This window comes from Nonomuraea sp. NPDC049695 (assembly GCF_040674955.1).
Lineage (GTDB): Bacteria > Actinomycetota > Actinomycetes > Streptosporangiales > Streptosporangiaceae > Nonomuraea > Nonomuraea helvata.
The window spans coordinates 113,313-136,512 of record NZ_JBFANV010000011.1 but is presented as its reverse complement, the minus strand read 5'-3'; the positions used below and the strand labels follow the sequence as shown (position 1 = coordinate 136,512).

Here is a 23,200-nt window from a genome sequence, read left to right as displayed (position 1 = left end):
CTATTACGACGTACCGGCCGGATGTCGCCACCGGCTCAACCCAAGCGTTCGGGAGGGCTCGACGACGGCGACAGGCAGCGCGCTGGTCATCGGAGGCGGCATCGCCGGCTCGGACGCCACGGTGCGCAAAGTCGGGCCGGCGAATAGCGGCTGGAAGGCGCAAGGAGAGAAGGCGTCGGAATGGTGAAGACGTGAAGATCTCTGCGCAGGTGCTCGACGGAGTGTGCGGCCGGGCGGCGTCGGACAGCGAGTACTACTTCTCCGGGCGCGCGTACTTCGGCACCAGGAGCTGAACGCCCGCTCCTCTAGGCGCGGCGCCGGGCGCGGTAGGCGGCCACGTGCATGCGGTTGCCGCACGTCCGGCTGTCGCAGTAGACCCGGGACCGGTTGCGGGACTCGTCGACGAAGACGCGGTCGCAGTCGGGGGCCGAGCAGGTGCGCAGCCGTTCGACCTCGCCTTCGACCAGCAGGTGGGCCAGGGCCACCCCGCAGTCGGCCGCCACGTGCTCGGCCAGCGTCGCGTCGGCGGCGAAGTAGTGCATGTGGAGCGGGTGGCCGTCGTGTTCTGTCAGGCGGGGCGTGATGCGGGTCTCCGACAGCAGGGCGTTCAGCGTGCGGACCGCCGTGGGCTGGTCGGGGGCCGTAAAGACCCGGTGGAACGCCTCCCGCACCATCCGCACGTGGCCCAGGTCGCGGGGGGTCAGCTTGGTCACGCCGCTGATCTGGCGGGACTCCACGAACGCCTGCAACTCGGCCAGGCCGGCCAGGCCCTCTTCGCCGCCCGTGGACGGCGAAGTGTTGACCAGTTCGACAACGGTGGCCAAAGAATGCACCATGTCATGGCCAAACGGCATGTTGACTCCTGTCCGCGCCGGGTTCTAGCGTGGTCGAACTGTATCTGCTGCATGGGCGTTCGGGGGTCTCCATGAGTGCACATCGCCGTATCGTGCTGGTCGCGATAGCCGGTGCGCTCATCATCTCCACCTCCGGCCCGTTGGTCCGGCTATCAGGTGTATCGCCGGCCACGTCGGCATTGTTCCGCTGTGCGTACGCCGTGCCGCCCATGCTCGTGCTGGCCTGGCTGGAGCGGCGCAGACTGGGGCCGATGCCCGTCAAGGGGCTCGTCCTCGCCTGGCTCGCAGGGGTGGTGTTCGCGCTCGACCTGCTGTTCTGGCACCACGCGATCGAGTACGTGGGCGCGGGGCTGGCCACCGTGCTGGGGAACCTTCAGGTCTTCCTCGTGGCTTTCGCGGCGTGGGCGTTGTTCCGTGAGCGGCCGTCCACGCGGATGATGATCGCCACACCGGTGGTGTTCGCCGGGGTGGTGCTCATCTCCGGGATGTTCGACAGCGCCGCCTACGGGAGCGATCCGGTCATGGGGGTGTGGGCCGGGATTGCCACGTCTGTCTCCTATGCGGCGTTCCTGCTGCTGATGAAGGCCGGGCCCGAGCGGGCAGCCGGGCCGCTGGCACACGCGACCGTGGTCGCCACCGTGGCCATCGCCGCGCTCAGCCCGCTCTTCGGGGGCGCCGACCTCGTGCCCGAGTGGCCGGCGCACGGATGGCTGCTGCTGCTCGCGCTGGGGCCGCAGGTGCTGGGCTGGTCGCTGATCACGTTCTCGCTGCCGCGCCAGCCCGCCGCGCTCACCGCGCTGCTGCTGCTCATCCAGCCCATGACGACCGTGGCGCTGTCAGCGGTGGCGCTCGGCGAGCGACCGTCGGTCCTGCAGCTCGCCGGGTGCCTGGTGGTCGTCCTCGGCGTCCTGTACGGCTCCGGCCGCCGTGCTCAGGCCAGGCAAGTCCACGACGAGGAGCTGTCGAAGGTGGCGTGAAGGGGGGCTCAGCCCACCTTGGCCGGGACCGAGGAGCATGAGGAGCAGGTGCCGAAGACCTCCACCGTGTGGGTGATCCCGGTGAAGCCGTGCTCGCTCCCGACGGCCTCCGCCCACCGCTCGACCGCAGGACCGGCCACCTCCACCGTGTGGCCGCAGCGACGGCAGACCAGGTGGTGGTGATGGGCGTCGCTGGCGCACGCGCGGTAGACCGACTCGCCCTCGTCCGTGCGCAGCACGTCGACCTGGCCGCCGTCGGCCAGGGCCTGCAGGGCGCGGTAGACGGTGGTCAGGCCGATCTTGGCGCCGTGCAGGCGCATCTCGGCATAGACGTCCTGCGCGCTGCGGAAGCCCTCGCTCCTGCGGAGGGTGTCGTGCACGGCATCGCGTCTCGTCGTCATGCGGCCTCCTCCGTGCGCAACTTGGCTCTCTCGCTCACTGTCGACTCCTGGGTACGGCCTCGCCGTACGAATCTACCGATCCCGAGCGCCAGGACGAAGCCGGCGAGAGCAAGAAGCACGATCGCCGCACCGGGCGGCACCTTGGCCGAGTAGGTGGAGGCCAGCAGGCCACCCACCGAGGCGAGCACCCCGAACAGCATGGCCAGCCCCATCGTGGTGCGGAACCCCCGCGTGAGCTGCTGACTGGTGGCCACCGGGATCACCATCAACGCGCTGACCAGCAGCAGCCCGACCACGCGCATGGCGATCACCACGGTCAGCGCGGCCGTGACCGCGATCAGCAGGCTGAGGAAGCGCACCGGCAGGCCGCTCGCCCTGGCCATCTCCTCGTCCTGGCAGAGGACGAACAGCTCCCTGCCGAAGATCACGACCACCGCGATCACGGCGACGGCCAGCGCGCCGATCACCCAGATGTCCTGAGGGGTCACGCTGGCGATGGCGCCGAACAGGTACGAGTTCAGCTTGGCGTTGCTGCCGCCGGGCGCGATGCCCATGAGCATGACGCCGCCCGCGATCCCGCCGTAGAAGAGCAGCGCGAGCGCCACGTCGCCGCTCGTCCGCCCGCGGGCCCTGACCAGCTCGATGGCCACCGCCCCGACAACCGAGACGATCACGGCCGTGAGCACGGGTGCCGTGCCCGTCAGGAAGCCCAGGGCCACGCCGGTCAGCGCCACGTGGCCGATGCCGTCGCCCAGCAGGGCGAGCCGGCGCTGCACGATGAACGTCCCCACGGCGGGTGCGCAGAGGCCCACCAGCAGCGCGGCGACCAGGGCGAGCTGGAAGAGCTGCTCCTGGAGAAGTTCCATGATCATGATGCGTCTCCCTGCCAGCCCGTCAGCGGCCCCGCGGCCGGGGCCGCGGCGTGCGGGTGCTGGTGCTCGTGGCCTGGCCTGGCGCAGTCGCCTTCCGGGCGCGGCGGGCGGCCGTCGTGCGCGACGCGGCCCTCGCGGATCACCACGCCGCGCGTGATGATCGGCTCCAGCGGCCCCAGCTCGTGCGCGACCAGCACCACCGTCTTGCCGTCGAGCACCAGCCCGGCCAGCGTGTCGGCCAGCAACTGCTGTGTCCCGGCGTCCACGCCCGCCGTCGGCTCGTCCATCACGTACGTGTCCGGCTCCCCGGCCAGCGCGCGGGCGATGAGCACCCGCTGCTGCTGCCCGCCGGACAGCGACTGGACGGGGTCGTCAGCGCGGTCGGCCAGCCGGACGGCCTCCAGCGCGTGGGCCACGGCGGCCCTGTCGGCCGGGCTGGTCCTGCGGAGCCGGCTCTGCCTGGCGATGCGGCCCGAGGCCACGACCTCCCGCACGGTGGCGGGCACGCCGCCGCCGACGTGCAGCCGCTGCGGCACGTAGCCGATGCGCCACCAGTCGCGGAACCTGCCGGGCGGGGAGCCGTACACCAGGGTCGTGCCGCCGGACAGCGGCGTGAGGCCGAGCAGCGCGCGGACCAGCGTCGACTTGCCCGAGCCGTTGGCGCCCAGGAGGGCCACGACCTCTCCAGGGCAGACGGTCAGATCGATCCCGCGAAGGACGGGCTTGCCATCGAAGGAGACCCGGCCGTCGGTCATCGCGAAGGCCGTTTCGCTCATGCCGTACACCCCAGTGCTGTTTGAAGGGTTTTGAGGTTATCGCGCATGGCGGACAGGTAGTCGCCGGAGGGCTTGCTCTCCAGCGGGTCGAGCACCGCCGTCTTCGCGCCGACCTGGTTCGCGAGCACCTCGGCGACCTTGGGGCTGACCAGGGACTCCGTGAAGATCGTGGTCACGCCCTCGGACTTGGCCAGCTTGGCCACCTCGGAGATGCGCGTGGGCGACGGCTCGGTCTCCGGGTCGAGCGTGATGCCGACCTGCTTGAGCCCGTAACGGTCGGCCACGTAGCCGAACGCCTCGTGCGCGGTGACCAGCGTCTTGGTCTTGCACGTGCTCAGGCCCTTGGCGAACTCCTGGTCGAGCGCTCCCAGCGCGCTCGCCGTCTTGGCGGCGCGATCCTGGTACGCCTGCGCGTGCGGCGGGTCGGCGGCGGCCAGGCGCTCGCCGAGCTTGGTGGCGACGGTGGCCAGGCGGGACGGGTCGAGCCAGAGGTGCGGGTCGTACGAGACCTCGTGCTCCCCGCCCCCGTGAGAGGGGAGCGTCTTGACGGCCGTCGCGGCGTCGAAACTCGTGTCCGCGTCCACCGCGTCGTCCACGGCAGGCTGGACGCCCTTGATGTAGACGGTGAGCGCGGCCTTCTGGAGCTCGCTCACCTGCTGGATGCCCAGCTCCAGGTCGTGCGGCTCCACGCCGGGCGCGGTCAGGCCCGTGACGTGCGCGTCGGATCCCCCCACTTGCTCGGTCAGCCACTGGAGCGGGTAGAACGCGGCCACCACCTCGGGCCGGTCTCCCGAGACGGTTTCAGCGGAGCCCGAGCCGCAGGCGGCAGTGGTGAGGAGAGTGGCTCCGGCCAGCAAACCAGCAGCGTACGACCGGGAAAATCCTGACATCATGTGAGTCAGTATGGGCCAAAATGAAAACGGTTGTCAAAATCGGGATGCCGACGGCGGCTGGGGGCCAGGCGCGCCGTACGGCACCCCGCCATCACCCCGGCTGGCGTGCGCCGGCTGAGCCGTTGCCGGCGCCCAGGGTGATGTCCAAGCGGCGCTCGCCGGCGTAGACGTTCATCGAGTTTCCGCGCAGGAACCCGATGAGCGTCAGCCCCTCCTCCGCGGCCAGTTCGGCCGCGAGCGACGACGGCGCCGAGACCGCGGCGAGAGCCGGGACCCCGCCCATGACAGCCTTCTGCACCAGCTCGAACGAGGCCCGGCCCGACACCATCAGCACGGTGCCCCGCAGCGGGAGCCGGCCGTCGCGCAGCGCCCAGCCGATCAGCTTGTCCACCGCGTTGTGCCGGCCCACGTCCTCGCGCACGCACAGCGGCTCGCCGTCGGCCGTGAACAGGCCGGCCGCGTGCAGGCCCCCGGTTCTGTCGAACACCCGCTGGGCCGCACGCAGCCGGTCCGGCAGGGTGACGACGACGGACTGCGCCAGCTCGACCGGGTCGTCGCCGGCGCTCCAGCGAGCCACGGTGCGCACCGCCTCCAGCGACGCCTTGCCGCAGACGCCGCAGGAGGACGTGGTGTAGAAGTTGCGCGGCGCGGGCGCCTCGACGCCGGGCGCCAGCCGCACGTCGAGGACGTTGTACGTGTTCCCGCCGTCCACCGTCGCGCCCGCGCAGTAGCGGATCGTGGCGATGTCGTCCGCCGAGCCCACGGCCCCCTCGCTGACCAGGAACCCGGCGGCCAGGTCGAAGTCGTCACCGGGGGTGCGCATGGTGACCGTCAGCGGCGTCCCGTCGAGCCGGATCTCCAGCGGTTCCTCGGCGGCCAGCGAGTCGATCCTGGTGGTGCGGGCGGTGTCCTGGACCCGGAGGATCCACCGTTTCACCGCGACCCTAGACATAGCCGAACCCGAAGCGGCCCTTGACGCAGAGGTTCCCCTTGGTCACCGGATTGTCGTGCGGCGAGGTCACCTTGACGATCTTGTTCTCCTGCACGTGCAGAGTCAGGTTGCAGCCGACCCCGCAGTAGCTGCAGACCGTGGTGGTCTCCGTCTGCTTCGACTCGTCCCAGGTGCCCTCGGACCGCATGTCGAACTCCGTCTTGAACGACAGCGCGCCCGTCGGGCACACCTCGACGCAGTTGCCGCAGTAGACGCAGGCCGAGTCGGTGAGCGGGGCGTCGAACTCCGTGGAGATCGTCGCGTCGAAGCCCCGGCCGGCGACGCCGATGGCGAAGGTGTTCTGCCACTGGTCGCCGCAGGCGTCCACGCACTTGTAGCAGAGGATGCACTTGCTGTAGTCGCGTACGTAGAGGTCGTTGTCCACCTTGGCGGGCTGCTCGACCGTGGCCGCGCCGTCGCCGAACCGCGACGGGTCGGCGCCGTACTCCGCGGTCCACTCGGCGGCGCGGGGGGTGGTCGACAGGTCCACCGAGGAGCCCAGCAGCTCCAGCACCACCTTGCGGCTCTGCCTGGCCCGCTCGGTGTCGGTGCCGACCTTCATGCCGGGCTCGGCCTTCCTGGAGCAGGCGGGCGCCAGCGTCCTCGCGCCTTCCACCTCCACGACGCAGACGCGGCAGGCGTTCTTCGGTGTGAGCGTGTCGCCGTAGCAGAGGGTGGGGATGTCCTTGCCCGCCGTCTGGCAGGCGTCGAGGATCGTCGACCCTTCAGGAACGCGTACGTCCTCCCCGTCGATCTGCACGTCGATGAGCCGCCGGGGCGGCTGGAGCGGGATCATCTGAACACCCCCAGGCGGTCGGTGGCGGATTCGACGGCGTTCCAGGCGGTCTGTCCCAGGCCGCAGATCGAGGCGTCGCGCATGGTCTGTCCGACCTCGCGCAGCAGCACGAGATCGGGGTCGTCGTCCCGGCGCGGGAGGCTCGGGGAGACCCGGCGCGACAGGCGGTGCAGGGCCTCCTCCTGCCGTACGGTGCCCACCCGGCAGGGCACGCACTGGCCGCAGGACTCGTCGCGGAAGAACTCCGCGATGCGCAGCAGGAGCCGTTTCAGGTCCACGGTGTCGTCGATGACGAGCACCACGCCGGAGCCGAGCGTGGCCCCCGCGTTCCTGGTGCCCTCGAAGGTGAGCGGGATGTCCAGGTCGGTGACGAACGCGCCGGCGGCGCCGCCGAGCAGCACCGCCCTGGTCGTGCCCGTGGTCCCGGCCAGCTCCAGCAGTTCGCGCAAGGTGGCGCCGAACGTCAGCTCGTACACGCCGGGCCGCTCGACCGCGCCCGAGACGCAGAACAGCTTGGGCTCGGCCGCCGCGTACGCCTGGGCGCCACGCTCCAGTATCGGCAGCACGTTGACCAGCGTCTCGACGTTGTTGACCACGGTCGGCTTGCCGAACAGCCCCTTCTCCACGGGGAACGGCGGCTTGCTACGCGGCTCGCCGCGCTTCCCCTCGATGGAGTTGAAGATCGCGGTCTCCTCGCCGCAGATGTACGCGCCCGCGCCTCTGCGCAGCTCGATGTCGAACGACAGCCCCTTGCCGAGGATGTCGTCGCCGAGCAGGCCCCGCGCGCGGGCGGTCGCGATGGCGTGCTGGAGGCGTGCGGCCGCCCGGGGGTACTCGCCCCTGATGTAGAGGTAGCCCTTGGCGCAGCCGGTGGCGTAGCCGGCGATCGTCATGGCCTCGACCAGCGCGTACGGGTCGCCCTCCATGATGACCCGATCCTTGAACGTGCCCGGCTCGCTCTCGTCGGCGTTGCAGACGAGGTAGTGCGGGTGGTCGGGCTGGCGGGCGGTGGCGTCCCACTTGCGGCCGGTCGGGAACGCGGCGCCGCCTCTGCCGACCAGCCCCGACTCCAGCACCTCCCGGATCACCCCGGCGGGGCCCAGCTCGAACGCCCTGCGCAGCGCGGTGTACCCCCCGCTCGCCCGGTAGTCGTCCAGGCTCACCGGATCGGTCGTGCCGACCCGCCTGAGCAGGACCAGCCCGTCCTGCCCGGCCTGCGGCACGGCGTCCTTCACCGGGGCGTCGCCCGCCACGTCGAGACCGGGGGTGCTGCCGTTGGGGGTGGGTCCGTCCAAGGACGGGGCGTGCGCGGGGGCGTACACCTGGGCCTTCGGGGGTGTGCCCGCCTCCAGGGCGAGCGCGGCGGGGGCGCGTTCGCACAGGCCCAGGCACGGGCTCTCGTGCCATGACGTGCCCTGCGGGCCGAGCGCCTCCTCGACCCGCCTGCGTACGTCCTCCCCGCCCTTCGCCTGGCAGGCCAGGTCGGTGCAGACGTGCAGCACGCGCTTCGGGCGCGGCTCCATGGACAACAGCGAGTAGAACGTGGCCACCCCGTACGCCTCGGCGGGCGGCACGGTGAGGCGGCGGCAGATGTACTCGAGCGCGCCCTCGCTGATCCAGCCGACGCGGTCGTTGACCGCGTGCAGGGCGGGCAGCAGCAGGTCGCGCTGCGACTCGGCGCGGGCCGCGACCCGCAGGTCGGTCTCGGTCCTCGAGCCGCCCTCCCATGCGGTGGCGGGCGGCCCGAGCAGGGCGTCGACCGCCGCGCGCTCCTCCTCGGACGGCTCGGCGCCGCGGAACCTCAGATCCATCTGATCACCCGGCCTTCACGAGTTTCTCGACGCGTACGGCCGCCGCCTTGAACTCGGCCGTGCCCGCGATCGGGCAGGTGGCCTCGATGGTGAGCGAGTTGGTGTCCACCTCGTCCGGGAAGTGCATGGTCATGAACACCAGCCCCGGCCGCAGGGCGGGGTCGATGAACACCGGCGCGACCACCGACCCGCGCCGCGAGCTGATCCGCACCTCCTCGCCCGCGACCACGCCGAGACGCTCGGCGTCCTCGGGGCAGAGCTCCACGGTCTCGCCGCGGCGCAGGGGAGAGGCGAACCCGGAGGACTGCACGCCCGTGTTGTACGAGTCGAGCCGCCGCCCGGTCGTCAGCCGCAGCGGATACTCCTCGTCCAGCAGGTCCACCGGCGGCGAGTGGCGCAGCACCGCGAACGGCGCCGGCACGCCCCGCTTGACCGGGTCGCTCTCCCACAGCCTGCCGTGCAGGTAGGGCGGCTCCAGCGAGTCCTCCGACGGACAGGGCCACTGGATGCCCTGCAGGTCGGCCAGCCGCTGGTAGGTCATCCCGTGGTGCTGCGGCGACAGGGCGCGCAGCTCGTTCCAGACCTCTTCCGCGCCGTCGTAGTGCCAGTCGTGGCCCAGCCTGCGGGCGATCTCGCACATGATCCAGATGTCGTCGCGCGCCTCGCCCGGCGGGTCCACGGCCTTGCGCACCCGCTGGACCCGGCGCTCGCTGTTGGTGAACGTGCCGTCCGCCTCGCACCAGGCGGCGCTGGCAGGCAGCATGACGTCGGCCATCTGGGCGGTCTTGGTGAGGAAGATGTCCTGCACGACCAGGTGGTCGAGCATGGACAGGCGCTTGATGCAGGCCAGCGAGTCGGCCTCGGACTGCACGGGGTTCTCGCCGATGAGGTAGCAGGTGGTCACCTCGCCCTCGGCCATCGCCTCCAGCATCTGGGTGAGGTTGAGGCCGTAACGCGGCTGGATCTGCCTGCCCCACACGCTCTCGAAGCGCGCCCTGGTGTCCGGGTCGAGGATGTCCTGGAAGCCGGGCAGGCGGTTGGGGATGGCGCCCATGTCGCCGCCGCCCTGCACGTTGTTCTGACCGCGCAGCGGTGACAGGCCCGAGCCGTAGCGGCCGACGTGGCCGGTGAGCAGGGCCAGGTTGATGAGGGCCCGTACGTTGTCCGTCGCATTGTGGTGCTCGGTGATGCCGAGCGTCCAGCACAGCTGGGCGCGGTCGGCGCGGGCGTAGGCGTGGGCCAGCTCGCGGACGGCGGCGGCGGGCACGCCGGTGACCTGCTCGGCGGCGGTCAGCGTCCACGGCTCGACCGACTGCTTGAACTCCTCGAAACCGACCGTGGCCCGCTCGATGAACGCCTCGTTGTGCAGCCCGGCGTGGATGATCTCCCTGGCCACCGCGTGGGCGAGGGGGATGTCGGTGCCCACGTTGAGCCCCAGCCACAGGTCGGCCCACTGGGCGGTGCCGGTGCGGCGCGGGTCCACCGCGAACATCCGCGCGCCGTTGTGAATGCCCTTCAGCACGTGCTGGAAGAAGATGGGATGGGCGTTGCGCGCCGCCGAGCCCCACATCACGATCACATCGGTGTCCTCCACCTCCTGGTAGGAGGAGGTGCCGCCACCGCTGCCGAACACCGCCGACAGCCCCGCCACGCTCGGCGCGTGACAGGTGCGGTTGCAGGAGTCCACGTTGTTGGTGCCCACCACCACGCGGGTGAACTTCTGCCCGACGTAGTTCATCTCATTGGTGGAGCGGGCGCACGACAGCATGGCGAAGCTGTCGGGGCCGTGCCTGGCGATGTTGCGGCGGAAGCCCTCCGCCGCCCGCTCGAGCGCTTCGTCCCAGGTCGCTCTGCGCAGCACGCCGTTCTCGCGCACCAGTGGATGGGTCAGGCGGTCATAGCTCATGATCCCTCCATTCTGTATACAGGCTACGGTATTCCCGCTATACCGCGCGGACAAGGTTCGCGTTGAGCAGGTCGCTCACCGCGTGGATCGCGCGCAGCGTCGGGACCTCGGCGCCGGTGAGGTCGGCCAGCTCGACCACCGCCGCCAGCAGCACGTCCAGCTCCAGCGGCTTGCCCTTCTCCAGGTCCTGGAGCGTGGAGGTCTTGTGCTCGCCCGCCTTCTCCGCGCCCCGCAGGCGGCGCTCGATCGAGATCCCCGGATCGCAGCCGACCCTCCCGGCCACCTCGACGGTCTCCCGCATCATGGCCACGACCAGCTCCCGCGCGCCGTCATGGCGGCAGATCCCGGCCATCGTCGCCCTGGCCAGGGCGCTGATCGGGTTGAAGGCGATGTTGCCCATGAGCTTGATCCAGACGTCTTTTCGCAGGTCGCGCTCCACCGGGCACTTCAGCCCGCCCTCGATCGCGGCCTGGCTGAAGTCGGCGCACCGCTCGGTGAGCCGGCCGTCCGGCTCGCCGATGGAGAAGCGGGTGCCCTCCAGGTGACGGATCACGCCGGGGCGCTCGATCTCGGTGGCGGCGTACACGACGCAGCCGACGGCACGATGAAGGGGCAGCGCGGCCGTGACCGCGCCGCCCGGGTCGACGCTCTCGATGCGGTAGCCCTCGTAAGGGCCTCTGAGCCGGTGGAAGTACCACCACGGGATGCCGTTCTGCGCGGCGATGATGCTCGTGCTCTCGTGCAGGAGCGGCTTGATCATGGGGCCCGCGGCGGCGTAGCTGTTCGCCTTGAGACCCAGGAAGACGTGGTCCACCGGGCCGACCTCGGCGGGGTCGTCGGTGGCATGGGGATGGGCGGTGAAGTCGCCTCTGGGGGTGAGCACCCGCACACCGGCGCGGCGTATCGCCTCCAGGTGCTCGCCTCTCGCGATGAGGTGCACCTCGACTCCCGCCCGGTGGAGGGCGGCCCCCACGTATGCGCCGATGGCGCCGGCGCCAAGAACAGCGACCTGCATGCTGCGCTCCGTTCTCGCGTCGGATAGTGCATTCGGTATACAGTATGGAAAAACGCGGGTCAAGGAGCATGCCCATGACCGTTTCGCAGGTGGAGACGACGACCTGGGCCGCCGCGCGCGCCCTGGCGGTGGACTCCGTGGCGCCGCTGAAGCCGACGTCGGTGCTGCTTTCGGAGGCGCTCGGCTGCCGCCTCGCCGAGCCGCTGACTGCGCTGGTGGCGGTGCCGGGAGTGGACGTCGCGGCGATGGACGGCTACGCGGTGGCGGGTGCCGGACCGTGGCGGATGGTGGGCCGTGTCCTGGCAGGTGGCGCGTGCTACGGAGATGAGCTACGAGCTGGGGAGGCAGTGGAGATCGCCACCGGCGCTCCGACACCCGAGGGGGCGTCGGCGGTGCTGCCCTACGAGCACGCGACCGAGGTGCCGCCGGTGTGGGTGGACGGCGTCGTGGAGGCGGGGCGGCACATCCGGCGGCGCGGCGAGGACATCGCCGAGGGCGCCGTGGTGCTCGGGGCGGGCGCGGTGGTGACCCCGGTGACCCTCGGGCTGGCCGCCGCACTCGGCCATGACGAGCTGCTGGTACGTCCGAAGCCGCGCGTGGCGGTGCTGGTGACGGGCGACGAGGTCGTGCACGAAGGGCTCCCCGCGCCGGGCCGGGTGCGCGACGCCATCGGCCCGTTCCTGCCGGGTCTGGTGGAGTGGGCGGGCGGCCGGGTGGCGAGCACGGACCGGCTGCCCGACGGCCCGAGCCCATTGCACATCACGCTGGCGAACGCGGCGGCCGTTGACGTGGTCGTCGTGTGCGGCGCCTCGTCCAAAGGCCCGGCCGACCACCTCCGGGCCGTGCTCGCCGGTCTCCGCGCCGACGTGCTCATCGACGGCGTCGCCGTGCGCCCCGGGCACCCGCAGCTCCTGGCCAGGCTGCCGGCAGGACCGCTGGTCGTGGGCCTGCCGGGCAACCCGTTCGCGGCGCTCGGCGCGGCGCTCACGTTGCTCGCCCCCATCCTGCGCGAACTGGCCGGGACGACCGCGCGCAAGGAGACGTCCGCGCTGGCCGGAGCCGTGCGGGCGCACGAAAGGGACACCCGGCTGGTGCCGGTCAGGAGGTCGGGCCGGGGTGCGGTGCCCGTGGGACACGACCGGCCAGGCTCGTTGTGGGGAGCGGCCCTGGCGGACGCGCTGGCCGTGGTCCCGCCCGGGTGGGCCGGTGAGCAGGTCGAGCTGATCGAGTTGCCCCATGGGGGCTAGACAGGCCGATCGGGAGGGAGTAACCATTGCGTTCATACGGTATGCAGTATGCGGAAGACAGCGCCGGGAAAGGTGGCATGATGTCGGAAACGATCTCTGGCGGTCATCTCGTAGCCAAGGCACTCAAGGCCGAGGGCGTGGATGTGATCTACACGCTCTGCGGCGGCCACATCATCGATATCTACGACGGCTGCGTCGATGAGGGCATCGAGGTCATCGACGTACGCCACGAGCAGGTAGCCGCGCACGCGGCGGACGGTTACGCGCGCATCACCGGCAAGCCCGGCTGCGCGGTCGTCACCGCGGGACCGGGCACGACCGACGCGGTCACCGGCGTGGCCAACGCCTTCCGCGCGGAGAGCCCCATGTTGCTGATCGGCGGCCAGGGAGCGCTGAGCCAGCACAAGATGGGCTCGCTACAGGACCTGCCGCACGTGGACATGATGACCCCGATCACGAAGTTCGCCGCCACGGTGCCCAGCACGGAACGGGTGGCCGACATCGTGTCGATGGCCTTCCGCGAGTGCTACCACGGCGCTCCCGGGCCGTCGTTCCTGGAGATCCCGCGTGACGTGCTCGACGCGAAGGTCCCCCTGGACAAGGCCCGCATCCCCAAGGCCGGGCAGTACCGGGCCTCCACGCGCCAGCAGGGGGACCCCGAGGCGATCGAGCGGCTGGCGGACCTGCTGGCACACGCGGAGAAGCCGTGCATCCTGCTCGGGAGCCAGGTGTGGACGTGCCGGGCGACCGACGCCGCGACCGACTTCGTCCGGGCACTGAACGTGCCCGCGTACATGAACGGCTCGGGCCGCGGCACGCTCCCGCCGGGCGACCCGCACCACTTCCAGCTCAGCCGCAGGTACGCCTTCACCAACGCCGACCTGATCATCATCGTCGGCACCCCGTTCGACTTCAGGATGGGCTACGGCAAGCGCCTCTCGCCGACCGCCACCGTGGTCCAGATCGACCTCGACTACCGCACTGTCGGGAAAAATCGGGACATCGACCTGGGGATCGTGGGCGACGCGGGCCTCATCCTCGCGGCGGCGGCCCAGGCCGCCAGCGGCCGCATCGAGAACGCGGGCGCCAAGCGCAAGGAGTGGATGGACGAGCTGCGCGCCGTCGAGACCCAGGCGTACGAGAAGCGCCTGCCCCGCCAGCTCTCGGACGCCCAGCCCATCGACCCGTACCGCCTGGTCCACGAGATCAACGAGTTCCTCACCGAGGACACGATCTACATCGGCGACGGCGGCGACATCGTCACCTTCTCGGGCCAGGTCGTACAGCCCAAGTCGCCGGGTCACTGGATGGACCCTGGGCCGCTCGGCACGCTCGGCGTCGGCATGGCGTTCGCGATGGCCGCCAAGCAGGCACGGCGCGACAAGGAGGTGCTCTGCCTGTTCGGTGACGGCGCGTTCAGCCTGACCGGGTGGGACTTCGAGACCATGGTCCGCTTCGACCTGCCGTTCATCGGGGTCATCGGCAACAACTCGTCCATGAACCAGATCAGGTACGGCCAGGCCGCCAAGTACGGCGAGGACCGCGCCCGCGTCGGCAACACCCTCGGCGACATCCGCTACGGCGACTTCGCCAAGCTGCTCGGCGGCCACGGCGAGGAGGTGCGCGACCCGGCCGAGATCCGCCCCGCGCTGGAGCGGGCCAGGGAGTCGGGCAAGCCCTCGCTGATCAACGTGTGGGTGGATCCGGAGGTCTACGCCCCCGGAACCATGAACCAGACCATGTACAAGTGAGGGAGCGCCAGATGAAGGCTCTCGAAGGTGTCCGCGTCCTCGACATGACCCACGTCCAGTCGGGCCCGTCCTGCACCCAGCTGCTCGCCTGGCTGGGCGCCGACGTGGTCAAGCTGGAGGCCCCGACCGGCGACATCACCCGGCAGCAGCTCCGCGACCTGCCGGGCGTCGACAGCCTCTACTTCACGATGCTCAACTGCAACAAGCGCAGCATCACCCTCAACATGAAGAGCGAGCGCGGCAAGGAGATCTTCACCGAGTTGGTGAAGAGCGCCGACATCCTGGTGGAGAACTTCGGCCCGGGCGCGGTCGACCGCATGGGCTTCACCTGGGACCGCCTCCAGGAGCTCAACCCGCGCCTCATCTACGCCTCGATCAAGGGCTTCGGCACCGGCCGGTACGCGAAGTTCAAGGCGTACGAGGTGATCGCCCAGGCCATGGGCGGCTCGATGAGCACCACCGGCTTCGAGGAGGGCCCGCCGCTGGCCACCGGGGCCCAGATCGGCGACTCGGGCACCGGCATCCACACGGTGGCCGGCATCCTGGCCGCCCTCTACCAGCGCGAGCAGACCGGCCGCGGGCAGCGCGTACAGGTGGCCATGCAGCACGCCGTGCTGAACCTGTGCCGCGTCAAGCTCCGCGACCAGCAGCGCCTGGCGCACGGCCCGCTGCGCGAGTACCCGAACAGGACCTTCGGCGACGAGGTGCCGCGCTCCGGCAATGCCAGCGGCGGCGGCCAGCCCGGCTGGGCGGTGCGCTGCGCGCCCGGCGGCCCGAACGACTACATCTACGTCATCGTGCAGCCGGTCGGCTGGAAGCCGATCTCGGACATCATCGGCCGTCCCGAGCTGGCCGACGACCCCGAGTGGGCGACGCCGGACGCGCGGCTGCCGAAGCTGGACAAGATGTTCCAGCTCATCGAGGAGTGGACGATCCGCCACGACAAGTGGACGGTCCTCGACCGGCTCAACGCCGAGAACATCCCGTGCGGCCCGATCCTGTCCACCAAGGAGCTGGCCGAGGACGAGAGCCTGCGCGAGGAGGGCATCGTCGTCACGGTCGACCATCCGGAGCGTGGCGAGTTCGTGACCGTCGGCAGCCCGCTGCAGCTGTCGGACTCGCCGGTGGAGGTCCGCACCCCACCCCTGCTCGGCGAGCACAACCAGGAGATCTACGGCGAGCTCGGCGTGAGCGCGGACGAGCTGGTCGAACTCAAGACGAACGGAGTCGTCTAATGGAGCGGCGAGTAGGGTCCGACAGCGGCAGCCTGCGTAACCAGGGAGGACCCGTAGGGAGCGCGACCATAGGCGCAGTCCGCGAAGTCATCGAGAAGGCGCTCGCCGAGGGCCGCACGGCCCTGACGGCTCCCGAGGGCCGCCTGATCTGCGAGGAGTACGGCATCGCCACCCCCGGCGAAGGGCTGGCCACCTCGGCCGACCAGGCGGCGGAGATCGCGGAGAAGATCGGCCTCCCGGTCGTTCTGAAGATCGTCTCGCCGGACATCCTGCACAAGACCGACGCGGGCGGCGTGCTGGTCGGCCTCAAGATCGCGGAGGAGATCCGGGCCGGTCACGACACGATCCTGGCCAACGCCCGCGCCTACAACCCCGACGCAAAGATCGACGGCGTCCAGGTGCAGCAGCTCGTCGGCGGCGGCCACGAGGTCATCGTCGGCGCCGTCACCGACCCCACCTTCGGCAAGGTCATCGCGTTCGGCCTGGGCGGCGTCCTGGTCGAGGTGCTCAAGGACGTGACCTTCCGGCTTGCCCCGGTTTCGGGTGAAGATGCCCTTGGGATGCTGGATGACATCAGGGCGGCGGAAGTGCTCCGTGGTGCCCGTGGCGCCGAGCCCGCCGACCGGGAGGCGCTCGCGGAGCTGATCGAGCGCGTCGGCAGGCTGGTCTCCGACTTCCCCGAGATCGTCGAGGTGGACCTCAACCCGGTCTTCGCCGACGCGAACGGCGCGGTCGCCGCCGACGTGCGCATCCTCATCGGCGACAGGCCCGCGGAGGTCAGCCGGCTGCCGCGCGAGGAGATACTCCGGCAGATGACGCGGATCTTCAAGCCGCGCTCGGTCGCCGTGATCGGGGCCTCGGCCGAGGCCGGCAAGATCGGCAACTCGGTCATGCGCAACCTCATCAACGGCGGCTACCAGGGCCAGATCTTCCCGATCAACCCCAAGGCCGACGAGATCATGGGGCTGACCGCGTACAAGAGCATCTCGGACGTGCCAGGGGACGTGGACGTGGCCGTGTTCGCGATCCCCGCCAAGTTCGTGGCACCCGCGCTGGAGGAGGTGGGGCAGAAGGGCGTGGCGGGCGCGGTCATGATCCCGTCGGGGTTCGCCGAGACGGGGAACGTCGAGGGCCAGAAGGAGATCGTCGAGATCGCGCGCAGGCACGGCGTGCGCATGCTCGGGCCGAACATCTACGGCTACTACTACACGCCGGAGAACCTCTGCGCGACCTTCTGCACCCCGTACGACGTCAAGGGCAGCGTGGCGCTGACCTCGCAGAGCGGCGGCATCGGCATGGCCATCCTGGGCTTCAGCCGCACCACCAAGATGGGCGTCTCGGCCATCGTCGGCGTCGGCAACAAGGCCGACGTGGACGAGGACGACCTGCTGACCTTCTTCGAGCAGGACGACAACACCAAGGCCGTGGCCATGCACCTGGAGGACCTCAAGGACGGGCGCGGCTTCGTCGAGGCCGCGCGCAGGGTCGTCAGGCAGAAGCCGGTCATCGTGCTCAAGGCGGGCCGCACCGCGATGGGCGCGCGGGCGGCGGGCTCGCACACGGGCGCGCTGGCCGGCGACGACAAGGTGTACGACGACATCCTGCGGCAGGCCGGGGTGGTCCGCGCGCCGGGACTGAACGACATGCTGGAGTACGCCCGCGCGCTGCCCGTCCTGCCCGCCCCCAAGGGCGAGAACGTCGTCATCATCACCGGGGCGGGCGGCTCCGGCGTGCTGCTGTCGGACGCCGTCGTGGACGCCGGGCTGACACTCATGGACATCCCGCCCGACCTGGACGCGGCCTTCCGCGCCTACATCCCGCCGTTCGGCGCGGCGGGCAACCCCATCGACATCACCGGCGGCGAACCACCCTCCACGTACGAGAACACGGTCCGCCTCGGCCTGGCCGACGAGCGCATCCACGCGCTGGTCCTGGGCTACTGGCACACGATCGTGACGCCGCCGATGGTCTTCGCCGAGCTCGTCGCCCGCGTGGTGGCGGAGGAGCGGGCGAAGGGCAACGTCAAGCCGGTCGTGGCGTCGCTGGCCGGCGACACCGAGGTAGAGGAGGCCAGCGAGTACCTGTTCGAGCACGGCGTGGTCGCGTACCCGTACACGACGGAGAAGCCCGTGGCGGTCCTCGGTGCGAAGTACCGCTGGGCCAGGGCTGCCGGGCTGCTGCGCTAAGAGCCGAGCGCAGCAGCCGCAGGCAAGGGGGCTAATCGGGGCGCACGAGAAGCAACAACCCCCCAGGAGGTCCGTAGGTGGACACATCGAATACACCACCGGCGACGGCCACGCCGCCGGTCCAGGACGAACGAGTATGGAAAGCGGGCCGGCTCGAGCCGATGCCCATCAGGAAGCTGCCCGACGCGCCTCCGTCGGTGCACATTCTCGGGCCGACGGTCTTCCTCGTCGCGCTGGGCGTGGGCATGGGCGAGTCGTACATGTGGCCCAGGCTGGTGCTGCTGTTCGGGCCCGAGATCAGGTGGCTGTTCCTCATCGGCGTCACGCTGCAGGCCGTGGTGATGCTGGAGATGGCGCGGTACGCCATGGCCACCGGGGAGAGCATCTTCTCCGGCGCGGCCCGGGTGTTCAAGCCGCTGATGTGGTTCTTCTTCATCGTGGCGATCGCCGTCTACATCTGGCCGGGACACCTGTCGGCGGGAGCGGCGGCGTTCGAGGAGATCACCGGCATCCCGTGGATGGTGACGGCCATCGTCGGGCTCATCCTGGTCGGGGTGGTGTTCAGCCTGGCCAAGGTGATCTACAACGTGCTGGAGAACGTGCTGTCGCTGCTCATCGGTGCGCTCGTGCTCGGCACGGCCGTGGTCGCGGCCATGGTCGGCTCCTGGGGCGACGTGGTCGACACGATCAGAGGCATGTTCGCCTTCGGCTACCTGCCGTCCGAGGCCATGTCGGCGGCCTGGTTCCCGGTCATCGTGGGCGCATGCGCCTTCGCGGGCCCGTCCGGCATGCAGCAGATGTGGTACACGCTGCACCTTCGTGACTCCGGGGCCGGTATGGGCGCGCACATCCCGCAGGTCCGCGGGCTGCGGCACGCGGGCGAGGAAGAGGAGATGCCCGCGCGCGGGTTCATGTTCGACACCGAGGACCAGGCCGAGATGGCCAAGTGGAAGGGCTGGCGGCGCTGGGTCACGTTCGACGCGCTGCTGATGTTCTGGGGCGTCACCATGATGGTGACGATCTCGTTCACGGTGATCGCGCAGTCGGCCGCGCGGCTGAACCCGGGTGTGCGGGCGGCCATCCAGGGCGACGACCGCGAGGTCGCGCTCACCGCGATGGCCAATGCCGTCTCGCACGCGGGCAGTTCGGTGCTCGGCGGGGTGTTCCTCGGGTTCATCGCGCTGATCGGCCTGAACGCGACTCTGGGGCTGTTCGACTCGTTCTCCCGGGGTCAGGCGGACATGACGTACAACTTCGTCCCTGGGGCGAAGAAGCTGGGCATGTCGCGTCTGTACGGGATCTTCCTCTGGGGTGTGATCCTCTTCGGCATCCTGATCCTGCTGTTCGGGCCGGCCGACGGGCCGAGCGGGATCCTGGACACGCTGGCGTTCCTGTCGACGTTCGCGATGGGGGCGTACTGCGTGACGCTGCTCCTGGTGAACAACCGCATGCTGCCCAAGCCGATCAGACCCAGGTGGTGGACGAACGTGATCATCGGGTGCGGAGCGGTGTTCTATCTCGGGATGCTGTTCTACAGCCTGTTCGCCTACGGCGTGGTCGTGGGCTGATGGGCGGACGGCACAGCCTCGAACTCGCCCTGCCGGGGGCGTCGATCGGAGCCGTCGCCGGAGCCATGGCCGGTGGGCTGACCCTGTTCGCGGGGCAGCCCACCGGGATGGCCGCGCTGTCGGCACTGTCACTCGCCGTGCCGCTCGCCCTCTTCGGCGGCCTGTACGGCATGCTGCTCGGCCATGGCGTGTTCCGTCCTGGCACCTTCGCACCCGTCGGCCTGTACTGGGTGGCGGCCTTCCCCGTGTCCCGGCTGGCGCAGGAGAGCCTGGTCGGGATCGGCCTGGCCGACGGCGTGCTGCCGTTCCTCGCGTACCAGGCGATGGTGAGCCTCGGCTTCGCGATCGGCTTCGTCTGGCTGCACGAACGGCTCATGCCGCACTGGCTGATGCGCCGCGCCGGCGCGAACCCCCTCGCCCAGGCGCTGCTCGAGGTCTACCTACGGCATGCCGGGCTGTTGCGCGCACGAAGGGGGCGGCGGTGAACCTGCCCGTCTGGATCTGGCTGGCCACGATCGGCGGGTTCGCGCTCGTGATCGCGGTGGACTTCTGGATCGTCGCCAGGAAGCCGCACGCGCCCTCGATCAGGGAGTGCGTGGCCTGGGTCTCGTTCTACGTCGGCCTGGCCGTGGCCTTCGGCGTCGGCCTGCTGCTGCTCTGGGGTCCCGCGCACGGCGGCGAGTTCTTCGCCGGGTGGATCACCGAGTACTCGCTCAGCGTGGACAACCTCTTCGTCTTCCTGCTGATCATGAGCCGCTTCCGGGTGCCGCGGGAGTACCGGCAGAAGGTGCTGCTCATCGGCATCATCCTGGCGCTGGGGATGCGGGGCGCGTTCATCGCGGCCGGCGCGCAGGCGGTGGCCAGGTTCGACTGGCTCTTCTACGTGTTCGGCGCCTTCCTCGTCTACACCGCGTGGAAGCTGATCGGGCACGAGGACGAGGAGGCGGAGTTCTCCGAGAACATCGCCCTGCGCGCGGTGCGCCGGGTGCTCCCGACGACGGACACGTACCACGGGGCCCGCCTCACCGTGCACCACGGGCGCAGGATGGTCACCCCGATGCTGATCGTCATGGTCGCCATCGGGACCACCGACCTGCTCTTCGCGCTCGACTCCATCCCGGCCATCTTCGGCCTCACCAAGGAGCCCTACCTGGTCTTCACCGCCAACGCCTTCGCCCTCATGGGCCTGCGCCAGCTCTTCTTCCTCATCGGCGGGCTGCTCGACCGGCTCGTCTACCTGAGCAAGGGGCTGTCGGTGGTGCTGGCCTTCATCGGCGTGAAGCTGATCCTCGAGGCCCTGCACCACGACGGCGTGTCATGGGCGCCGGAGATCCCGATCCTGGTGTCTCTCGGTGCCATCGTCGGCACCCTCGCCGTCACCACGGTGCTGAGCCTCATCAAATCGGTTCGCGACGCCAAGGCGTCGACGCCGGACTCGGAGGGGGTGGCGCCCGAGCCCGTGGAGCGCTGAGTACGCCGCGGCCGGGGCCGGCCTCCGCACGGGGCCCCTGCCGCGGCTCAGTGCCGACGGCAGTCGCGTACGTCCTGCTCCGCCGCGGCCCACTCGCGCAGGTAGCGGTCCGCGTCGTCGGCGGAGTAGTGCTTCCTGAGCGCCGTGCTCAGGCCCAGGCCGATCGCGCGGCCGTCCGCCGCCTGGCCCGGGGGATCACCAAGGAGAAAGCGGATGAACGCCTTCATCGTCATGCACCTCCAATGACTCCACCCTCTACCCGAGGTGTTTCGGAGCATGTGGCCTTCTGTGAACGTCAGGTCAACCGAGCTGCCGCGGGCGGCGCCGGCGCACCGGCTTGGGCGCCGGCTCGACCGGCTCCTTCTCGCGCTGTGCCAGGTAGGAGGCGCGGGTGTGCTCGGTGTGCTCGCGCATGATCTTCGCCGCACGGCGCTCGTCGCCCGCCTCGATGGCGTCGATCAGCGAGGTGTGCTCCTCCCACGAGGCCATGCCGCGCTGGCGGGCCACCGGCGTGTGATACCACCGCACCCGCCTGGCCACCTGGCTGGCCAGCTCGGAGAGGACCTTGTTGCCCGACAGGGCGGTCACCAGGGCGTGCAGCTCGGAGTTGGTCGCCACGGCCGCCTCGACGTCGTCGGACTCCACCGCCGCGATGCCCCGGGCGCACAGCGCCCGCAGCCGCTGCACGCCGTCCTCGCCCGCGTGCTTGGCGGCGAGCCTGGCGGACTCGGTCTCCAGCAGGGTGCGCACGGCCAGCAGCTGGTCGGCCTCCTCCAGCGTCGGGACGTGCACGAACGCGCCCTGCCCGGGGAACAGGTCCACCCACCCCTCGCCGCTGAGCTGCTGCAGCGCCTCGCGGACCGGCTGCCTGGAGACTCCCAGCAGCTCGGCCAGCTCGCTCTCGACCAGGTGCTGTCCCGGCTTGAGCTGCCCGGAGACGATGAGCTCCTGGATAGCCTCGATGACGCTCTCCCTGAGCGTGGCAGGGCGGGCGATCTTCGTGGCCGTCGCCTGACCGGCCTGATCCGAGAGCAACATGTCACGTCTCCAGGGCTGGACTAAAGTTTTTCGTCGACTGCCTACAGCATACCGTCCAAGGATGATCCCCGACCGTGAGTCTCATCACAGGACCGGGTCAGGCGGGGATGGTGGCGGGGAGGCCCGGAATGCGGAGGCGTGGGGCGGCCAGGGCGGGCAGAGTGGCGAGCGCGGTGGCGACGCCCAGCGCCGTCACGGGGCTGCTCAGGGCGAGCAGGGCCAGCGCGGCGGCCGCCACCCCGGCCAGGGCCTTGGCGCTGTAGACGACGGCGTGGATCTCGCCCGCCCGCTCGGCGCCGAAGAACTCCCGCACCAGGCTGGCGAGCAGCGGATAGAACGCCCCGCCCCCGACCCCGGCGGCCACGACCCCCAGCCACAGCAGCGGCTCGCCGCCCGAGGCGGCGGCAGCGAGGAGAAGCTGGCCGACGGCGAGTGACGTCAGTACGGCGGCGAGCACGCGCCGCCGGCCGAACAGCTCCGAGCAGCGCATGGCCACCGACCGGCTGGCCCCGTTCAGTGCCACCAACAAGGCGACCGCACCCCACGACCCCGTGCCCGCGACCACGATCACGTCGAAGACCGACACCGCGCCCGCGCACGTCAGGATCAGGGCCAGCGCGGGCAGCGTCCGCGTGCGCAGCGCCTGCGGCAGCCTGAACTGCCTGGCCGCCTCCGGGGTCGTGCGCAGCCTTGCCGCGTCCAGCGCGTGCGAGCGCGGGTCGACGTCCGCGGGCCACCACAGTGCCGGAGCCACCCGCAGGTGCCGGGCCGCCGCGCCGATGACCGCCACGGCGACGGCGGCGGCGACCAGGAAGGCGGTGGACGTGGCCTCGGGGGCGATACCGGCCCACACCAGTACGGGCACCGCGCCGTACCCGAAGGCGCCGGTGATCAGGCCGACCCGGGCGGCGGGCCGCTCCGGATACCAGGAGGAGACGACCTCGCCGCAACTCCCGTAGACCAGGCCGGCCCCCAGCCCGCCGAGCAGCGCGTAGCTCACGAGAGCGATGAGGTCCGGGTGGCTCGGCGCCGCCGCCGCCACGAGGCCGAGGCCGCTCAGGGCGGCTCCGGCGGCCAGGCAGACGCGGACCCCGAGGCGGCCCCGCCGTACCAGGTGGAGGGCGGGGAGGGCGCCCGCGGCCTGGCAGGCGATCCAGACGGCCAGCAGGGTGAGGCCGGTGGGCTCCTTGGCGAGGAGGGCGGCGTAACCGTACTGGAGCGGACTGATGGCCGCCATGGCGCCCCAGGCCAGCCAGAACATGCGCGTACGGTCGGCGGGGACGGGTCCGGGGAGGTACGAGCGCCCACGCCAGTCTTTAACTGCATTCTCCATACTGTATGGGATATCCAGTAGACGAGCCGCTGTCGAGACCCTAGACGAGGGTTTTTCCATACGGTATACCGTCTACAAA

Annotated in this window: 21 protein-coding genes; 8 read left to right on the top strand and 13 right to left on the bottom strand. The window is 70.7% G+C overall.

The annotated features are described in order from the left end of the window. Nucleotides 1-305: 305 nt before the first annotated feature. Nucleotides 306-833: a CGNR zinc finger domain-containing protein gene (locus tag AB0J64_RS13130; protein WP_344987653.1), complete on the bottom strand. Its 528-nt coding sequence runs from the start codon at nt 831-833 to the stop codon at nt 306-308. A gap of 92 nt (nt 834-925) precedes the next feature. Between AB0J64_RS13130 and AB0J64_RS13125 the strand changes: the two genes are divergently transcribed. Beyond that, nucleotides 926-1,831 (top strand): DMT family transporter, encoded by a 906-nt coding sequence (locus AB0J64_RS13125; RefSeq protein ID WP_364025181.1) that lies wholly within the window; start codon nt 926-928, stop codon nt 1,829-1,831. 8 nt (nt 1,832-1,839) lie between these two features. On the opposite strand, the gene AB0J64_RS13120 is transcribed toward AB0J64_RS13125, so the two are convergent. From AB0J64_RS13120 to AB0J64_RS13080, 9 genes are all read right to left on the bottom strand, one after another. Continuing rightward, nucleotides 1,840-2,232 (bottom strand): transcriptional repressor, encoded by a 393-nt coding sequence (locus tag AB0J64_RS13120; RefSeq protein WP_364025178.1) that lies wholly within the window; start codon nt 2,230-2,232, stop codon nt 1,840-1,842. Beyond that, nucleotides 2,229-3,101: a metal ABC transporter permease gene (locus tag AB0J64_RS13115; protein ID WP_364025308.1), complete on the bottom strand. Its 873-nt coding sequence runs from the start codon at nt 3,099-3,101 to the stop codon at nt 2,229-2,231. The genes AB0J64_RS13120 and AB0J64_RS13115 overlap by 4 nt, the downstream gene beginning before the upstream one ends. Beyond that, the gene (locus AB0J64_RS13110; protein ID WP_364025175.1) at nt 3,101-3,880 is read right to left on the bottom strand and encodes a metal ABC transporter ATP-binding protein; all 780 of its coding nucleotides are present in this window, start codon (nt 3,878-3,880) and stop codon (nt 3,101-3,103) included. The genes AB0J64_RS13115 and AB0J64_RS13110 overlap by 1 nt, the downstream gene beginning before the upstream one ends. After that, a complete protein-coding gene (locus AB0J64_RS13105; RefSeq protein WP_364025172.1) occupies nt 3,877-4,737 on the bottom strand; it encodes a metal ABC transporter substrate-binding protein in 861 nt (286 codons plus the stop codon). Before AB0J64_RS13105 ends, AB0J64_RS13110 begins: the two co-directional genes overlap by 4 nt. Before the next feature lie 127 nt (nt 4,738-4,864). Continuing rightward, nucleotides 4,865-5,725 (bottom strand): formate dehydrogenase accessory sulfurtransferase FdhD, encoded by an 861-nt coding sequence (gene fdhD / locus AB0J64_RS13100; RefSeq protein ID WP_364025169.1) that lies wholly within the window; start codon nt 5,723-5,725, stop codon nt 4,865-4,867. After that, a complete protein-coding gene (locus AB0J64_RS13095; RefSeq protein ID WP_364025167.1) occupies nt 5,718-6,560 on the bottom strand; it encodes a 2Fe-2S iron-sulfur cluster-binding protein in 843 nt (280 codons plus the stop codon). The genes fdhD and AB0J64_RS13095 overlap by 8 nt, the downstream gene beginning before the upstream one ends. Further along, nucleotides 6,557-8,371 carry an NAD(P)H-dependent oxidoreductase subunit E gene (locus AB0J64_RS13090; protein ID WP_364025164.1) on the bottom strand — a complete coding sequence of 605 codons (1,815 nt, stop codon included), beginning with the start codon at nt 8,369-8,371 and terminating at the stop codon, nt 6,557-6,559. The genes AB0J64_RS13095 and AB0J64_RS13090 overlap by 4 nt, the downstream gene beginning before the upstream one ends. A 4-nt stretch (nt 8,372-8,375) precedes the next feature. After that, nucleotides 8,376-10,277, bottom strand: a complete 1,902-nt coding sequence (locus AB0J64_RS13085) for a molybdopterin-dependent oxidoreductase (RefSeq protein WP_364025161.1) — start codon at nt 10,275-10,277, stop codon at nt 8,376-8,378. A 37-nt stretch (nt 10,278-10,314) separates the two neighbouring features. Beyond that, complete coding sequence (locus AB0J64_RS13080; RefSeq protein WP_364025158.1) at nt 10,315-11,292, bottom strand: 2-dehydropantoate 2-reductase; 978 nt, start codon at nt 11,290-11,292, stop codon at nt 10,315-10,317. Between the two features lie 74 nt (nt 11,293-11,366). On the opposite strand from AB0J64_RS13080, the gene AB0J64_RS13075 reads away from it, so the two are divergent. The 7 genes from AB0J64_RS13075 to AB0J64_RS13045 all read left to right on the top strand — a co-directional run bounded on the left by AB0J64_RS13075 (nt 11,367) and on the right by AB0J64_RS13045 (nt 20,750). Beyond that, nucleotides 11,367-12,539: a molybdopterin molybdotransferase MoeA gene (locus tag AB0J64_RS13075; protein WP_364025155.1), complete on the top strand. Its 1,173-nt coding sequence runs from the start codon at nt 11,367-11,369 to the stop codon at nt 12,537-12,539. Between the two features lie 77 nt (nt 12,540-12,616). Beyond that, nucleotides 12,617-14,290 carry a thiamine pyrophosphate-binding protein gene (locus AB0J64_RS13070; RefSeq protein ID WP_364025153.1) on the top strand — a complete coding sequence of 558 codons (1,674 nt, stop codon included), beginning with the start codon at nt 12,617-12,619 and terminating at the stop codon, nt 14,288-14,290. Between the two features lie 11 nt (nt 14,291-14,301). Further along, on the top strand, nt 14,302-15,525 hold the full coding sequence (gene frc / locus AB0J64_RS13065) for a formyl-CoA transferase (RefSeq protein ID WP_364025150.1): 1,224 nt from the start codon (nt 14,302-14,304) through the stop codon (nt 15,523-15,525). After that, nucleotides 15,525-17,711: an acetate--CoA ligase family protein gene (locus tag AB0J64_RS13060; RefSeq protein WP_364025147.1), complete on the top strand. Its 2,187-nt coding sequence runs from the start codon at nt 15,525-15,527 to the stop codon at nt 17,709-17,711. Before frc ends, AB0J64_RS13060 begins: the two co-directional genes overlap by 1 nt. A gap of 77 nt (nt 17,712-17,788) precedes the next feature. Then, nucleotides 17,789-19,279 (top strand): Nramp family divalent metal transporter, encoded by a 1,491-nt coding sequence (locus AB0J64_RS13055; protein ID WP_364025144.1) that lies wholly within the window; start codon nt 17,789-17,791, stop codon nt 19,277-19,279. After that, the gene (locus tag AB0J64_RS13050) at nt 19,279-19,764 is read left to right on the top strand and encodes a hypothetical protein (RefSeq protein ID WP_364025141.1); all 486 of its coding nucleotides are present in this window, start codon (nt 19,279-19,281) and stop codon (nt 19,762-19,764) included. Before AB0J64_RS13055 ends, AB0J64_RS13050 begins: the two co-directional genes overlap by 1 nt. Further along, a complete protein-coding gene (locus tag AB0J64_RS13045; protein WP_364025138.1) occupies nt 19,761-20,750 on the top strand; it encodes a TerC family protein in 990 nt (329 codons plus the stop codon). The genes AB0J64_RS13050 and AB0J64_RS13045 overlap by 4 nt, the downstream gene beginning before the upstream one ends. 47 nt (nt 20,751-20,797) lie before the next feature. On the opposite strand, the gene AB0J64_RS13040 is transcribed toward AB0J64_RS13045, so the two are convergent. From AB0J64_RS13040 to AB0J64_RS13030, 3 genes are all read right to left on the bottom strand, one after another. Next, complete coding sequence (locus AB0J64_RS13040; protein ID WP_364025135.1) at nt 20,798-20,977, bottom strand: hypothetical protein; 180 nt, start codon at nt 20,975-20,977, stop codon at nt 20,798-20,800. A gap of 73 nt (nt 20,978-21,050) precedes the next feature. Then, complete coding sequence (locus AB0J64_RS13035; protein ID WP_364025132.1) at nt 21,051-21,788, bottom strand: GntR family transcriptional regulator; 738 nt, start codon at nt 21,786-21,788, stop codon at nt 21,051-21,053. Nucleotides 21,789-21,885: 97 nt separating this feature from the next. Continuing rightward, nucleotides 21,886-23,121, bottom strand: a complete 1,236-nt coding sequence (locus tag AB0J64_RS13030; RefSeq protein ID WP_364025129.1) for an MFS transporter — start codon at nt 23,119-23,121, stop codon at nt 21,886-21,888. Nucleotides 23,122-23,200 lie beyond the last annotated feature (79 nt).

Coding starts and splice junctions, on each gene's coding strand:
- AB0J64_RS13125 (WP_364025181.1), top strand. CDS start 926: ATGAGTGCACATCGCCGTATCGTGCTGGTCGCGATAGCCGGTGCGCTC.
- AB0J64_RS13120 (WP_364025178.1), bottom strand. CDS start 2,232: ATGACGACGAGACGCGATGCCGTGCACGACACCCTCCGCAGGAGCGAG.
- AB0J64_RS13110 (WP_364025175.1), bottom strand. CDS start 3,880: ATGAGCGAAACGGCCTTCGCGATGACCGACGGCCGGGTCTCCTTCGAT.
- fdhD (WP_364025169.1), bottom strand. CDS start 5,725: ATGTCTAGGGTCGCGGTGAAACGGTGGATCCTCCGGGTCCAGGACACC.
- AB0J64_RS13095 (WP_364025167.1), bottom strand. CDS start 6,560: ATGATCCCGCTCCAGCCGCCCCGGCGGCTCATCGACGTGCAGATCGAC.
- AB0J64_RS13090 (WP_364025164.1), bottom strand. CDS start 8,371: ATGGATCTGAGGTTCCGCGGCGCCGAGCCGTCCGAGGAGGAGCGCGCG.
- AB0J64_RS13085 (WP_364025161.1), bottom strand. CDS start 10,277: ATGAGCTATGACCGCCTGACCCATCCACTGGTGCGCGAGAACGGCGTG.
- AB0J64_RS13080 (WP_364025158.1), bottom strand. CDS start 11,292: ATGCAGGTCGCTGTTCTTGGCGCCGGCGCCATCGGCGCATACGTGGGG.
- AB0J64_RS13075 (WP_364025155.1), top strand. CDS start 11,367: ATGACCGTTTCGCAGGTGGAGACGACGACCTGGGCCGCCGCGCGCGCC.
- AB0J64_RS13070 (WP_364025153.1), top strand. CDS start 12,617: ATGATGTCGGAAACGATCTCTGGCGGTCATCTCGTAGCCAAGGCACTC.
- frc (WP_364025150.1), top strand. CDS start 14,302: ATGAAGGCTCTCGAAGGTGTCCGCGTCCTCGACATGACCCACGTCCAG.
- AB0J64_RS13060 (WP_364025147.1), top strand. CDS start 15,525: ATGGAGCGGCGAGTAGGGTCCGACAGCGGCAGCCTGCGTAACCAGGGA.
- AB0J64_RS13050 (WP_364025141.1), top strand. CDS start 19,279: ATGGGCGGACGGCACAGCCTCGAACTCGCCCTGCCGGGGGCGTCGATC.
- AB0J64_RS13040 (WP_364025135.1), bottom strand. CDS start 20,977: ATGAAGGCGTTCATCCGCTTTCTCCTTGGTGATCCCCCGGGCCAGGCG.
- AB0J64_RS13035 (WP_364025132.1), bottom strand. CDS start 21,788: ATGTTGCTCTCGGATCAGGCCGGTCAGGCGACGGCCACGAAGATCGCC.
- AB0J64_RS13030 (WP_364025129.1), bottom strand. CDS start 23,121: ATGGAGAATGCAGTTAAAGACTGGCGTGGGCGCTCGTACCTCCCCGGA.